Annotated in this window: 13 protein-coding genes; 6 read left to right on the forward strand and 7 right to left on the reverse strand. The window is 51.7% G+C overall.

Annotation, left to right across the window (positions count from 1 at the left end; translation table 11 throughout):
• Positions 1-70: 70 nt before the first annotated feature.
• From TIRI35C_RS00235 to TIRI35C_RS00250, 6 genes are all read right to left on the reverse strand, one after another.
• The gene (locus TIRI35C_RS00235; RefSeq protein WP_188201300.1) at positions 71-406 is read right to left on the reverse strand and encodes a hypothetical protein; all 336 of its coding nucleotides are present in this window, start codon (positions 404-406) and stop codon (positions 71-73) included.
• Between the two features lie 15 nt (positions 407-421).
• Positions 422-943, reverse strand: coding sequence for a hypothetical protein (locus tag TIRI35C_RS00240; RefSeq protein WP_188201301.1), 522 nt, complete (start codon positions 941-943; stop codon positions 422-424).
• 13 nt (positions 944-956) lie between these two features.
• Positions 957-3,515 carry a hypothetical protein gene (locus tag TIRI35C_RS00245; protein ID WP_246454620.1) on the reverse strand — a complete coding sequence of 853 codons (2,559 nt, stop codon included), beginning with the start codon at positions 3,513-3,515 and terminating at the stop codon, positions 957-959.
• 73 nt (positions 3,516-3,588) lie between these two features.
• Positions 3,589-4,200: a hypothetical protein gene (locus TIRI35C_RS11095; RefSeq protein ID WP_246454621.1), complete on the reverse strand. Its 612-nt coding sequence runs from the start codon at positions 4,198-4,200 to the stop codon at positions 3,589-3,591.
• A gap of 189 nt (positions 4,201-4,389) precedes the next feature.
• The gene (locus TIRI35C_RS11185; protein WP_281400296.1) at positions 4,390-4,512 is read right to left on the reverse strand and encodes a hypothetical protein; all 123 of its coding nucleotides are present in this window, start codon (positions 4,510-4,512) and stop codon (positions 4,390-4,392) included.
• A 9-nt stretch (positions 4,513-4,521) separates the two neighbouring features.
• Positions 4,522-5,304, reverse strand: coding sequence for a phospholipase D-like domain-containing protein (locus TIRI35C_RS00250; RefSeq protein WP_246454622.1), 783 nt, complete (start codon positions 5,302-5,304; stop codon positions 4,522-4,524).
• 134 nt (positions 5,305-5,438) lie between these two features.
• Between TIRI35C_RS00250 and TIRI35C_RS00255 the strand changes: the two genes are divergently transcribed.
• Genes TIRI35C_RS00255 through TIRI35C_RS00265 form a run of 3 tightly spaced genes read left to right on the forward strand, consistent with a single transcriptional unit; the run spans position 5,439 to position 8,932 of the window.
• The gene (locus TIRI35C_RS00255; RefSeq protein WP_188201302.1) at positions 5,439-5,735 is read left to right on the forward strand and encodes a hypothetical protein; all 297 of its coding nucleotides are present in this window, start codon (positions 5,439-5,441) and stop codon (positions 5,733-5,735) included.
• A 55-nt stretch (positions 5,736-5,790) separates the two neighbouring features.
• The gene (gene alaS, locus TIRI35C_RS00260) at positions 5,791-8,532 is read left to right on the forward strand and encodes an alanine--tRNA ligase (RefSeq protein ID WP_188201303.1); all 2,742 of its coding nucleotides are present in this window, start codon (positions 5,791-5,793) and stop codon (positions 8,530-8,532) included.
• A gap of 34 nt (positions 8,533-8,566) precedes the next feature.
• The gene (locus tag TIRI35C_RS00265; RefSeq protein ID WP_188201304.1) at positions 8,567-8,932 is read left to right on the forward strand and encodes a hypothetical protein; all 366 of its coding nucleotides are present in this window, start codon (positions 8,567-8,569) and stop codon (positions 8,930-8,932) included.
• On the opposite strand, the gene TIRI35C_RS00270 is transcribed toward TIRI35C_RS00265, so the two are convergent.
• On the reverse strand, positions 8,907-9,659 hold the full coding sequence (locus TIRI35C_RS00270; protein WP_188201305.1) for a Nif3-like dinuclear metal center hexameric protein: 753 nt from the start codon (positions 9,657-9,659) through the stop codon (positions 8,907-8,909). The two genes, TIRI35C_RS00265 and TIRI35C_RS00270, sit on opposite strands and share 26 nt — an antisense overlap.
• Positions 9,660-9,757: 98 nt before the next feature.
• Here TIRI35C_RS00270 and TIRI35C_RS00275 point away from each other — a divergent pair, with 98 nt between their 5' ends.
• The 3 genes from TIRI35C_RS00275 (at position 9,758) to TIRI35C_RS00285 (ending at position 12,768) form a co-directional block, all read left to right on the forward strand.
• Positions 9,758-11,533, forward strand: coding sequence for a tRNA uridine(34) 5-carboxymethylaminomethyl modification radical SAM/GNAT enzyme Elp3 (locus tag TIRI35C_RS00275; protein WP_188201306.1), 1,776 nt, complete (start codon positions 9,758-9,760; stop codon positions 11,531-11,533).
• A gap of 120 nt (positions 11,534-11,653) precedes the next feature.
• Positions 11,654-12,229: a hypothetical protein gene (locus TIRI35C_RS00280; protein WP_246454623.1), complete on the forward strand. Its 576-nt coding sequence runs from the start codon at positions 11,654-11,656 to the stop codon at positions 12,227-12,229.
• Between the two features lie 11 nt (positions 12,230-12,240).
• A complete protein-coding gene (locus tag TIRI35C_RS00285) occupies positions 12,241-12,768 on the forward strand; it encodes a hypothetical protein (RefSeq protein ID WP_188201307.1) in 528 nt (175 codons plus the stop codon).
• Positions 12,769-12,805 lie beyond the last annotated feature (37 nt).

Below are 12,805 nucleotides of genomic sequence, written 5' to 3' on the forward strand. Positions count from 1 at the left end.
TCTCCTTTTCCGTTGGGTTCTCTGTCATAGTAAAACCCGAAGCTAATCTAAATGACACCTAGCTGCCACTTTATTGTATTCGATTGTCATCTAGCATCTTCGGTAGTATTGTATGAATTCCCCAGCTTGTGGAGACACTCCATAATGTTCCGAGGGAGAGAGCGAGAGTAATGTTATCTGTCACTGCCCATTCTGGAAGGAAATATCGTGGAAAGCTAACTACAATGACTATCATGGTTTTCTCCTCAAAGGGTAGCTTTTTCTTCCAATATACGGCAAGGAATCCAACAATATAAGTGGTTATTATAAATTGTGGGATTAAGTACTTTGTGTGATAAAACGTAATTGCTAGAGAGATAAAAAACATAAAAGCAGGGATCACAAATCTGTTCTTAACTGCTGGCATTTACATCACCTCTAACTATACGCACAATCCTGAAACTAGTAATACTGTCGTCACGACTGTCAAGATTGTGTATATGTTAAACACAAATTTGAACACCGCTTTTTTGAAATTCGACAAAGTGAAAAAGAAAAGACCCGTGCCCAGTCCAACTGTAATAGAAAGGAGAACACTGTGAGTGGCAAGGTACACCGCAATCAATGGAACAACCTCAAACAAAATTAGTAACAGAGTTAGGGCGAGAATGTTTCTCGGGTTCCAGTCTTGTCTCTTTCTTCCTGAAAGGAAGTCATCAAGACGTCCGTCTATATCTATTAATGAGTAGTACCCAACACTCGTGAGATAAAATACCAACACTGGTACTAACAATCCCCATAGCTTGGAATCAGAGACTAAGAGTATTTTTCCTGCTATGTACAATGAAAGCAAAAAGGTAATGGACACCTTGAATCCTTTTGTAGTGTCCCCGTGATATGTAAATACTCCATAAATACCGGAAAAAACTAAGATAGAAAGAATCAGTAGCTTCTCGCCTAACATGTTCATCCCCCCATCAATTTTGGAGTTTTGGCCAAGTCCATCTAAAGAAACTAACTATATAGGGCCATGAGTTTTTTAAAGCACTTACGACTTCACCATTGCGTGCTAGTCTTAGTATTGTTATTCCCGCCTTAATATCTGCTCCAACGAGTATGACATTCGTTCCAACGTCCACTATCACGTCTTTGCTGTCCTGCTTTATGTTTATTATGTCAGTGCCTGTAAATGTAATGTCATTTCCGTTCTGTGGGGATATTATGTATTTCAGTGATATCGAGACATAGGCTCCAGACAAGTCTTTTTCAAGGGTCATTAGTCCTGTGCGTGCTGTGTTCCTAAAGATTATTGTGGCAGTCTCGGAACTCTGCACTAAGTTGGGATACTCAACTTCCCATGAGGAACTGAGAGTGTCCGCAAAATCTAGGTTGTCAACATGCCATTCCTTAACACCCCCAGAGTTCAAGTAGATATTCTCTTGTGTGGGGTTATAAACAAATGCCCTGCACACTAATGTGGCCTTGTATTCTATACCATTCCAGTTAAATTTAGCATCATCGCATTCAAAGCCCACTTGCTTTAACTCCGTCCCGTTCATCGGTTTCACTTCCACCCTCACTTCACTCCAGTGTTCTTCTCCTTTTCCGTTGGGTTTTCCATCGTAATTGTCTAGGAAGAGCTTGATCGTGTGAGTGCCGACTCCAACGATGTTCCGTCTGGGCGTTATTATGGAATCACCGTTAGCGTTTGCTGGGATCTTGGCTTCGATGCCTATAGACTCATTTCCGAATTCAATGAATCCTTTAACTGTAATTGATGACCCATCGTAATTCCATGCCTTCACTTGGAGATACACTTCTCCACCACCCTCAAGCTCAGTCGGGTAAGCGGCCAACTTAATACCGAACCTGTCATTAAAGTTTTGGATTATAATCGACTTTGTCTCGCTGGCTTCGAGGTCCCATGGGTTGTTTGAGTTAGCGGGTCTTGAAGTGACCTTCACTTTTATACTGTGCTCACCTATAGGAAAGGCGCTTGGAACGTTCCAGGTGAGCGTCAACACGGTGCTTGACCCTCCTTTGACATACGTCTCAATCGTTTGAACCGGAGGGAGTTTGTCGTCGATTATCAGTTCTACTTTTGCATCTCTGTCATCATCGTATGTGCTGTCGAGCTGTACCTTAAAGCTGACGGTATTTCCTCTGCGGGCAGTTGATGGCCAGTCCAGTGGGGTGATTTTGATTCTTGGAGAGTCCCCATCTGGGCTAGGTTTGACTTCTATGGTACCGTTGAACTTCTTGTAGTACTGTCCCACCTTGAAGTAGCCCTCGTACTTGTAAGTTCCCTGCTTGGGATAATTGATGCGTTCAATGTACACGGTCGAGTAGTCGAATCCCTGAAGCGAAAGAGAACCGGTGAACTCTTTGAATTTACTTTCTATAAGGTTATTTTCGACTATGTACGGTACTTCAACTTTCAGAGAATAGTTGCCAGTAACGCTGAAGGGATTGAGGTTGCTAACTTTTATTTTGAATTGGACGGAGTCACCCTCTTCAATATTTCCGCTCTGAGGGATTGTTGTGACTTCAACGTCTATGTTCTTTGTGGGGTCGTATTGAAGCTTTATCGTTGAGGAGTACCCCTCAACGGCTTGGCGTATTGAATATTTTGAGGAAGTATCATCTGGATTTAAGCCGCTTTTTGAGTTGGTGCGATATTCTGTGGTGAACTGATACGTCACCTTAATCTTTCCGCTGACTTCCACTTCGTAATCCCCATAAACTCTTCCGCTGATTGTACTCTCAACTGTGATGGTTTCCCCGTTGTTTATAGCTCCGATGTTTTTGGAGTACTTAAGTTCCGTTCCTTTGATATCTACCGTTACGTTTGTGGCGCTTGCTCCACTAACCGTGATGTCCATGGAGACCTTGTATGTTGCATAGTCTGTTGATACTTCGACTGGAGTGATCGCTATATGGTTTATCTCTAAGATTTTCTGATTGTCTTCTGGATTCAGGGCTATTGTGGTGATTTCATCAGCAGGGGTTATTGTGACTATGCTAGTAAAGGGTTCTGTTGATATTGTGGGCTCTTCTGTAGAGCCTGCATATACTGGCTGTACAGGGAGTTTCGGGTTTATTGGATATATCGGCTCTATGGGTTTTATTGGTTCATCTTTTTTTCTAGTTCTATAATTCTCGCTTTTGACTATTACGACCTTTAGAGAATCTTTTAATTCGGCAACTTTCTGGTGTAACATACTCTCAGTTTCCCAATTTTCGTTTCCAGACGCTATTGCGGTTGCCAATGTGAGAACATTATCCAGTAATTTGTAGGTATTTAATGCATTGTGCCAGTAATAAGTAGTAGTATTCCAGATTAGATAATCGCCATCTGGAATAGTAACTAGCACTGTGAAGACTAAGGAACCGTTTGTGGTATGGTTGACACTCTTGATCATTCCTGTTTGGGTTACAACTTTCTCATCTTTGAGGAAGGTCAGATTACCGGATATTTTTACACCAGTCAGCAGTTCATACATTGAATCTCTCAACTGACGAGCTTTCTTCTCCATCTCCTTGTAATTCCTGGAGGAGTAAGATTTATAGAATTCAAGCCAGCCTTTGGCGAGTGTTGGGTTTATTATCTCATTGCCACTGGTCTGCTGGAATTCGGCAGAACGAGTCCACTTCCATTTTTTTGAGCGTCCATGTTTCGTACTCGTTGTATTTGAAGGCAACATCAATGAAAGCCATGGAGAAGTTTTCAAGAAAGGCCGTCATGTTGAAGTCCTCGTTAATCTCGTCAGCGTTCTTGACGATGTAATCTTCCAACGCCTGAATCTGCTCATCAGTCCATCCTTGAGCCTTCAAAGCTTCCACAGTCTCCTGGGGGAGGCCATTCTGGCTGATGTTTTGAGCCATTTCCTTTAACTCTTCCGCAGTGTAGTACGTCTTCACGCCGGAACCCTTCAATTCCTCCAGAGCCTGCCAGATTAAGGCTGAAATGTTTGCGGCATTCTCAGCACCAAGGCGAGAGTTTTGAATCAGTTCCACGGCAATGCTTTGAACCAGGAGATTGTAAGGTCCAGAGTGGTTGAGTTTGACAACGAGTTCGGCTTCCTTGTTGAGTATCTCCCAGAATTTCTCGTACGGGTCGTTCTGGGCTTCAACGCTAGTGGCGTAGGCTGTGCCTCCTGCTGCAGCCACTATCGATCCGAGCAGGAGGATTATCAACAACACTCCTACTGCCTTCCTCATTGAGATTTCACCATAGTACTAATAAAAGTTAGAATTTAAAAGATTTTCCTATTCAAATTTGACACACTATACTAAATGGTATGCAAAAAACGGAAACTGCACGGGGAGACATGAAGCACTACCTTCTCAAGCCCCGTTTGGAGGTATCAAAAAGGGCTTATGGAAAAAGAGCTTGGGAAACAGCAAAACCTATCTCTTCAACTCAACCCCGAACTCCTTCGCCTTCCTCCTCATTCTCCACTCCTCGAGCTTCCTCACGAACGGGCAGCGGGAGCGCCAGTGCAGGTAGGCCTTCTTCAGCCTCTCCAGCATTTTTACCACCTAATATCCTCTCCTAATCTCCTCGAAGTACTCCAAGAGCGACTCCGCAATCTCCTGGGACTCGATTCTAACGCTCACCTCGTGATTCCAGTCCAGCGCGGCCTCGCTCCAGTTGTGGCTTCCGATGTAAACCACCCCCCCGTCTATCACCACCATCTTTGTGTGGAGGGTTACCGAGGGGGAATCAAAGACCACATCGACCCCGTTGGAGCGGAGATAGTCGTAGGTGGCCCTGTTGTCCTCGATGCCGTTTTCGAGTATCACGTGGACGCTCACTCCCCTTCTTCTTGCCTCCACCAGCGCCCTTATCAGGTCGTTGGCGTGGTCGTAGCTGTCGGTGGGGTCGTACTTCATCAGGAACATCGTGACGTAAACGCTCTCCCGCGCACCGCGTATGTCTTCGATGACGCTCCTGTAATACGCGTCGTCCACCAGTATTTCTACTGGAGGAGATTTTTCCCCGGCCTTTGACTTCTCCAGCAGGCAGTCGCGGTACTTCTCGCGGAGTTCATCTAAGCTCTCGCTCGTCCTGTCCAGCGTCGTGTTCAAAAGCCTTAGATTCTCCAGGCAGGCTGTTAGGTTTTTCCTCAGCTCCGTCTCGGCGCTGTGGTTTACGATGTACCTGGTCTCTGTCACGGTGATGGTTTCGGTGACCGTTCTGGTTTTTCCCAGGGTGGTGGTTTTTTCCGAGGTGGCTTTCAGGGTTGACGTGCTTCCGAGACATCCGGAAGTTACGAGCATTACCGCCACCAGTATTGCCAGGAGGTACACTTTTGACCGCATGGATGGTCGTGGGAGAATACGCCTTAAATCTTTAGCGGGTGAAACCTTTTAACGTCCTCCTCTTACCCTGGGTGATTGGGATGATGAGTCTGGAGCCCCCTGATCGGTGAGGAGGTTTCGCGGGGCTGACCGAGATGATAAGGGAACGCCTCTGTCGGGAGTACCTGGAGGAAATCGACCGGCTGGAGCGCTCGCTCCGGGAGCTGGAGGATGAGCTGATAGAACTCCGTATGCAGCTGAACCTCAAGGTGGACGAGGCCAACAGGCTTGCCATAGAGAACGCAAGCCTGAGGCACAGGATCGAGATGATGGAGCGGCGCGAGAAACGGCTGGCTGAGTTCCTCCGGAAGTTGAAGATCCCCCTGATATACATCGACGAGGAGCGGTTCGAGGACGTGGATGTGGACCTGGGCCCCGATTCGAAGGACTGAGGAAAACCTTAATAGCCCAACTTCCTTTTCTACTTCAGTTTAAGAGGTGAGGCTAATGAGCATGGACATGACCACGAGGATGTTTAAGGAGGAGGGGTGGATAAGGAAGCAGTGCCCCAAGTGCGGAAAGTTCTTCTGGACGCTCGACCCGGATAGGAAGACCTGCGGAGACCCGCCGTGTGACGAGTACTCGTTCATCGGAAAGCCGGGGATACCAAAGAAGTACACCCTGGAGGAGATGCGCGAGAAGTTCCTGAGCTTCTTCGAGAAGCACGGCCACGGGAGGGTGAAGCGCTTCCCGGTTCTTCCCCGCTGGCGCGATGACGTTCTTCTTGTTGGAGCGAGCATAATGGACTTCCAGCCATGGGTCATAAGCGGTGAAGCGGACCCGCCGGCCAACCCCCTCACGATAAGCCAGCCCTCAATAAGGTTCACCGACATTGACAACGTCGGAATCACGGGCAGGCACTTCACGATATTCGAGATGATGGCTCATCATGCATTCAACTACCCGGACAGGCCGATTTACTGGATGGACGAGACTGTGGAGCTTGCCTTCGAGTTCTTCACCAAGGAGCTCGGGATGAAGGCCGAGGACATAACCTTCAAGGAGAACCCGTGGGCCGGCGGTGGAAACGCGGGCCCGGCCTTCGAGGTGCTCTACCGCGGTCTTGAGGTTGCCACACTCGTCTTCATGCAGTACAAGAAGGCGCCAAAGGACGCCGACCCGACTCAGGTTGTGGAGATCAAGGGTGACTACTACGTCCCGATGGAGACGAGGGTTGTGGATACTGGCTACGGCCTCGAGAGGCTCGTCTGGATGAGCCACGGTACTCCAACGGCCTACGACGCCGTCCTCGGCTACGTCGTTGAGCCCCTGAAGAGGATGGCGGGTGTGGAGAAGATAGATGAGCGCATCCTCATGGAGAACTCCCGTTTGGCAGGAATGTTCGACATAGAGGATATGGGCGACCTGAGGTACCTCCGCGAGCAGGTTGCCAGGCGCGTCGGAATCAGCGTCGAGGAGCTTACAAAGGCTGTGAGGCCCTACGAGCTGATATATGCCATAGCGGACCACACCAAGGCTTTAACCTTCATGCTGGCGGATGGAGTTATCCCGTCCAACGTCAAGGCGGGCTACCTGGCGAGGCTCCTCATAAGGAAGAGCATAAGGCACCTCCGCGAGCTCGGCCTCGAGGTTCCGTTGGCGGAGATAGTGGCGATGCACATCAGGGAGCTCTCGCCGACCTATCCCGAGTTCAAGGAGATGGAAGACGTTATCCTCGACATAATCAACGTCGAGGAGAGGCGCTACCAGGAGACCCTCAGGCGCGGAAGCGACCTAGTGAAGCGCGAGGTGGCCAAGCTCAAGAAGGCCGGCAGGGATGAGATTCCGCTCGAAAGGCTCCTCCTGTTCTACGAGAGCCACGGCTTAACGCCTGAGATAGTCGCGGAGGTGGCTCAGAGAGAGGGAATCAGGGTTGAGATCCCCGACAACTTCTACACGCTGGTCGCTAAGGAGGCGGAGAAGGCGGAGAAGAAGGCCGCCGCTGAATACGCCGTTGACTTTGAGCTGGTCAAAGATTTGCCCGACACGAGGACGCTCTACTATGAAGACCCCTTCATGAGGGAGTTTGATGCCGAGGTTCTCAGGGTCATAGACGACTGGGTAATTCTCAACCAGACCGCCTTCTATCCGGAGGGCGGCGGTCAGCCGTGCGACCTCGGTGAGCTCGAAGTTGGGGAGGAGAAGGTCAAGGTCATAGACGTTCAGAAGATAGGGAAGGTAATCCTCCACAGGGTCGAGAGGCCGGAGCTCTTCAAACCCGGCGCGAAGGTTCACGGAAGGATCGACTGGGACAGGAGAATCCAGCACATGCGCCACCACACCGGAACCCACGTCATTATGGGTGCCCTCGTAAGGGTTCTCGGAAAGCACGTCTGGCAAGCTGGAAGCCAGCTCCACACCGACTGGGCCAGGTTAGATATTTCCCACTACAAGCGCATAACTGAGGACGAGCTCAGAGAAATCGAGCGCCTCGCGAACCGCGTCGTCATGGAGAACAGGAAGGTGACCTGGGAGTGGCTTCCGAGGACCGAGGCCGAGATGAAGTACGGCTTCAGGCTCTACCAGGGTGGAGTGGTTCCTGGAAGGGTCATCAGGGTGCTCAAGATTGAGGACTGGGACGTCCAGGCCTGCGGTGGAACGCATCTGCCGAACACAGGTCTTATAGGCCCGATCAAGATTCTGAGAACCGAGCGCATACAGGACGGTGTTGAGAGGATAATCTTCGCCGCAGGAGAGGCCGCGGTTGACTGGATGCAGGAGACCGAGAGGCTTCTCAAGAGAACCGCCGAGACCTTCCGCGTTCCGCCCGAGAAGGTGCCGGAGACGGCCGAGCGCTTCTTCAGCGAGTGGAAGGAGGCAAGAAAGGAGGTCGAGAAGCTCAGGAAGGAGCTGGCCAAGCTCCTCGTCTACGAGCTCGAGGGCAAAGCTGAGAAGGTTGGGGAGGTTGAGTTCATCGGAGCCGTCGTTGAGGGCGCGATGGACGACCTCCGCGAGGCCGCCAACAAGCTCAGGAAGGAGAACAGGGTGGTTGTCCTCATCAGCAGGGAGGGCCACTTCGTCGTTGCCGTTGGAGATGGCCTGGACGTAAAGGCCGGCGAGCTGGCGAAGGTGATAACGAGCGTCGCCGGCGGTGGTGGTGGCGGAAGGAAGGAGCTCGCCCAGGGCAGGGTGAAGAACCCGCTGAAGGCGGAGGAGGCAATAGAAGAGGTTAAGAGAAGGCTCAGCTGAGCCAGGTTCTTTCTTCCCTTCTTCCATTAGGGGAGTGATTTGCATCAAGGTCAAAACCCTCACGAGAGAGATCGCCGCGCTCGCCGAGGGGCTCGGCTTGAATGCGGTTACGGAATACCGAACGCCCGACGGCACGAGGATAGACATCGCGATCCTGCGGGATGGGCGAAAGCTCCTCGCGATAGAGCTTGAAGCTTCCTTTAAGTGGTTCCCTCAAAGGCTCCTCTACGATGTTGTCAAGGCCCACCGGGCGGGTTTCCCGGAGCTCTGGGTCGTCTCGAACTTCAACTCGAAGCCCGGCTGGATCCTGAGCTACGCCGCGGAGATCGGAATCACCCTGAGAATTCTGAAGGAAAAAGAAGTCTTGGAGAAGCTCAAAGCCCGGTTGGCTCGTCTATGAAGAAAACGTCCAACCCAAGCTTTGCCCTCACGACCTCCATGAGCGCTTTAACCCCGAGCGTCTCGGTCTTGTAGTGACCGGCAACGAGGACGCTCTGCGGCAGGTCGATGGCCGTTAGATAATCCGCGTGGGTGAACTCGCCCGTTACGAGCAGGTCGATGCCCTTTCTGTGCGCCTCCTCAAGTGCGAAGGCCCCGGCGCCGCTTATTGCCCCAATGGTTTTAATTTTGCGCTTCCCGAACTCGTAGGTCTTGACGGTGGTGTCGAGCTTCTCCGCTATTACCTGCGCCACCTTCTCGATCGGCTGCGGCTCATCGAACTCTCCATAGAAGCCCACGCTCAGCCCCCTGTACCCGCCGAAGGGGCCCCTGGGCTCAATGCCAAGAAGGCGGAGCAGCTCGACGTTGTTGCCGACCTCTGGGTGCGCATCTAGGGGCAGGTGGGCGGCGTAGAGGTTTATTCCGCCCTCCATGAGGGCCTTCAGGCGTCTGTAGTGGATTCCCGTTACGTAGTTCAGACCGCCCCATATCAGGCCGTGGTGGACAACCAGCATGTCGGCTTTTCCTTTAACGGCCCGCTCTATGGTTCTAAGCGTCGTATCGACGGCAAAAGCTATTCTCTCAACTTCCTCCTTTCCCTCCACCTGGAGGCCGTTGCTCGACTTGTCTGGGTAAGCCTGAACGTTGAGGTATTCGTCAAGGAACGCCACCAGCTCGTCGCGGTTCATTTTCTCACCTCTATTCACCTGGTGAATTATTCACTAACTGAATATGTCCAGCAAACCCTTTTAAAACCGAGCCTCAACTCCAGCCGAGAGGTGTTGAGATGGGTGAGGATGAGTTTAGGAAGGCCGTTGAGGAGCTCGCGAGGGCCGTTATGAACGGCGAGATAAAGGGCCGTGAGGAGCTCAACAGGTACAAGATAGCCGTATCCAGGAAGTATCATCTCTCGAAGATTCCCGGTAACTCGGACATCCTCAAGGCCATCCCTGAGGACAGGCGCGAGGAGTTCAGGGAACTGCTCAAAAGAAAGCCGACGAGAACGATAAGCGGCGTCGCTGTGGTCGCCATGATGACCAAGCCCTTTCCGTGTCCACACGGCAGGTGCATCTACTGCCCCGGCGGGCCGAGCGTTGGCTCTCCGCAGAGCTACACGGGAAGGGAGCCTTCAGCTTTAAGGGCCGTCCAGAGCGCGTATCATCCATACATCATCATGATGCGCAGGTTGAAGCAGCTCACCGACATAGGGCACGACGTCGACAAGGTCGAGGTCATCATCCAGGGAGGTACTTTTCCAGCGGTTGATCTCGACTACCAGGAGTGGTTCGTCAAGTGTGCCTTCAAAGCGATGAACGACTTCCCGCACTTTAGGGATATAGAAAACCTCGATGAGAAGCTCGTCAGGCTAATTGTTAAGGGAGATGAGTCCGTCTTTGACGAGGACCCGAAGTTTAAGGAAGCATGGGAGAAAACCCACTCAAAGCCCTACTACTACCTCGAAGACGAGCAGAGGAAGAACGAGAGGGCTAAGGTCAGGATGGTCGGCCTGACCATTGAAACCCGCCCGGACTGGGCCTTTGAGAGGCAAATAGACAGGATGCTGAAGCTCGGAACCACGAGGGTCGAGCTCGGCGTCCAGACGATATTCAACTTCATCCACGAGCGGACTAAAAGGGGGCACGGCGTCGAGGAGATAATCAAGGCCACCCAGCTTCTCCGCGACGCAGGACTGAAAATTAACTACCACATAATGCCCGGCCTTCCGGGAAGCAACTTTGAGCGCGACCTCTACACCTTCCGTGCCATCTTTGAGGATCCCCGGTTCCGCCCGGACATGCTGAAGGTGTACCCCACCCTGGTTACCGCAGATGCTCCCCTCTACCGCTGGTGGAAAGAGGGTAAATATCGCCCTTACCGCACGGAGGAAGCCGTTGAGCTCCTCGTCGAGGCCTACAAGCTCTTCCCCAAGTGGGTTCGCGTCATGAGAATCCAGCGCGACATACCGGTTCAGCTAATCGTTGACGGCGTCAAGCACTCCAATTTGGGTCAGTTAGTCTTCAACGAGCTGATAAAGCGCGGTATAAGGCCGAGGGAGATTCGCTTTAGGGAAGTCGGCCACATGATGGAGAAGTTTGGAATCCAGCCGGAGGTGGAGCACATAAAGCTCCTCCGCGAGGATTATGATGCCGCTGGTGGGAAGGAACTCTTCCTGAGCTTTGAGGACACTAAGAACGACATCCTGATAGGCTTCCTTCGCCTGAGGATTCCGAGTGAAAAGGCCCACCGGAGGGAGATAAACTGCTGTCCCTCAGCCATAGTCAGGGAGCTCCACGTTTACGGCCCGCTCGTGCCGATAGGCGGAAAGCCGAAGTATGAATGGCAGCACCGCGGCTACGGAAGGGAGCTTTTGAGCGAGGCCGAGAGGATAGCTCGCGAGGAGTTCGACGTCAGGAAGATGCTAGTTATCAGCGGCGTGGGAGTCAGGAACTACTACCGGAAGTTCGGCTACCGGAAGAACGGGCCGTACGTGGCAAAGCGGCTAGATAGGGGCTACGCGGACTTTGAGACGGGAGGCCATTTCGACGGGCACCTGAACACCTGAAAGGTGGTTTATGCCTCCTTGACATCAGTTTATTTTATCGCCCAGTTCTGAGGAAAAACCTTTTCTCTTCAGTAAAACTTTTAAGCACCGCTGAACAAGTATGAGCCGAGGTGTGTTTGAATGGGGAAGGGCGATAAACCCCGAATGTCATATGAGGCAGCCTTCAGGGTGAAGGTTATCATTCTCGCCCTCATCTTTGGAATCGCTATATTCATGATAGTCTACTACCCCATCATCTCCCACCAGGTCGACCCATTTAAAGTGGAGTCTCCCAGGGGCCAGATACTGCTCGCCCAGAACTTCTCCATCTCGGGGGTCACATATACGAACGCCGTTCCGTTCACTGCCGAGAACAACGCCCTTGTCCTTGGGGGAAAAGATGAGCTGGACGATACTCTCACGATTACCGTGTCCACACCGCAGTGGTGCGTTGACCTGTGGGTCTGGGGAGGCTCGGCCAACGGTTGGGTGAGGAAGTACGATTGTGCGAGGGAGCTTCAGCTGAGCAAGTACGCCTTCAACAGGGTTCCCACCCATGAGGCCAGGGAAATATCCAGCTGGAGCCTGGAACCTGGATACGTTCTGGTTTTCCGCAAAAACGGTCCGATTCAGAAATATGAGCTCGTAAACTTCACCGTGACCTATGCGGGAGAAGCGGATTGGGGGGCTTTCAAAGTGTCTGTTAAAAGCTCGTGAGGTGGTTTTTTATGAAACTCTCCTACGAAACCTCTTTTCGTCTTAAGGTTCTTCTCATAGCCTCGCTCTTCGGGCTGGTGATATTCTACATCGTGTACTATCCAATAATATCCTACAACCCGGTGCCGTACGGGGTTGCATCGCCCAAAGGGCAGCTGCTGGTGATGAAAAACATTACGTTCGGCGGCATGGAATGGGAGAACGCCGTCGATCTGTACAACAACCTGGTTCTGAAGGGTGACGAGGACTACGGGGACTACGTGGTTCTTGAGCTCAAGACCCCCGGCTGGTGCATGGACGTGGTCGTGTGGAGCGGGGCTGCATATGCGAGGAAGGCGGAGTGCGTTAGGAAGGTCACGATATCCAGGTACACCTTCCGCATACCCCCAGGCTCCTACTGGTACCTCGACGGCTCCTATCACCTGATACTCTACAAGCCGGGGGATGTTCCAAAGGACCACGAGATGGTTAACTTCACCGTCACCTACGGTCCGAAGTCCGACTGGGGGGCCTTTAAGGCGGCCTATCCAAAGGGCTGAGGCAAAAGAAGGTACGGGAAAAGGAAGCGGTTTTGTT

Origin of the sequence: Thermococcus camini (assembly GCF_904067545.1) — an archaeon.
In the GTDB taxonomy this organism is placed as follows: Archaea; Methanobacteriota_B; Thermococci; order Thermococcales; family Thermococcaceae; genus Thermococcus; species Thermococcus camini.

Excerpts from the sequence above, each read along its gene's own strand:
- TIRI35C_RS00235 (WP_188201300.1), bottom strand. The coding sequence starts at position 406 with ATGCCAGCAGTTAAGAACAGATTTGTGATCCCTGCTTTTATGTTTTTT.
- TIRI35C_RS00240 (WP_188201301.1), bottom strand. The coding sequence starts at position 943 with ATGTTAGGCGAGAAGCTACTGATTCTTTCTATCTTAGTTTTTTCCGGT.
- TIRI35C_RS00245 (WP_246454620.1), bottom strand. The coding sequence starts at position 3,515 with ATGGAGAAGAAAGCTCGTCAGTTGAGAGATTCAATGTATGAACTGCTG.
- TIRI35C_RS11095 (WP_246454621.1), bottom strand. The coding sequence starts at position 4,200 with ATGAGGAAGGCAGTAGGAGTGTTGTTGATAATCCTCCTGCTCGGATCG.
- TIRI35C_RS11185 (WP_281400296.1), bottom strand. The coding sequence starts at position 4,512 with ATGCTGGAGAGGCTGAAGAAGGCCTACCTGCACTGGCGCTCCCGCTGC.
- TIRI35C_RS00250 (WP_246454622.1), bottom strand. The coding sequence starts at position 5,304 with ATGCGGTCAAAAGTGTACCTCCTGGCAATACTGGTGGCGGTAATGCTC.
- TIRI35C_RS00255 (WP_188201302.1), top strand. The coding sequence starts at position 5,439 with ATGATAAGGGAACGCCTCTGTCGGGAGTACCTGGAGGAAATCGACCGG.
- alaS (WP_188201303.1), top strand. The coding sequence starts at position 5,791 with ATGAGCATGGACATGACCACGAGGATGTTTAAGGAGGAGGGGTGGATA.
- TIRI35C_RS00270 (WP_188201305.1), bottom strand. The coding sequence starts at position 9,659 with ATGAACCGCGACGAGCTGGTGGCGTTCCTTGACGAATACCTCAACGTT.
- TIRI35C_RS00275 (WP_188201306.1), top strand. The coding sequence starts at position 9,758 with ATGGGTGAGGATGAGTTTAGGAAGGCCGTTGAGGAGCTCGCGAGGGCC.
- TIRI35C_RS00280 (WP_246454623.1), top strand. The coding sequence starts at position 11,654 with ATGGGGAAGGGCGATAAACCCCGAATGTCATATGAGGCAGCCTTCAGG.
- TIRI35C_RS00285 (WP_188201307.1), top strand. The coding sequence starts at position 12,241 with ATGAAACTCTCCTACGAAACCTCTTTTCGTCTTAAGGTTCTTCTCATA.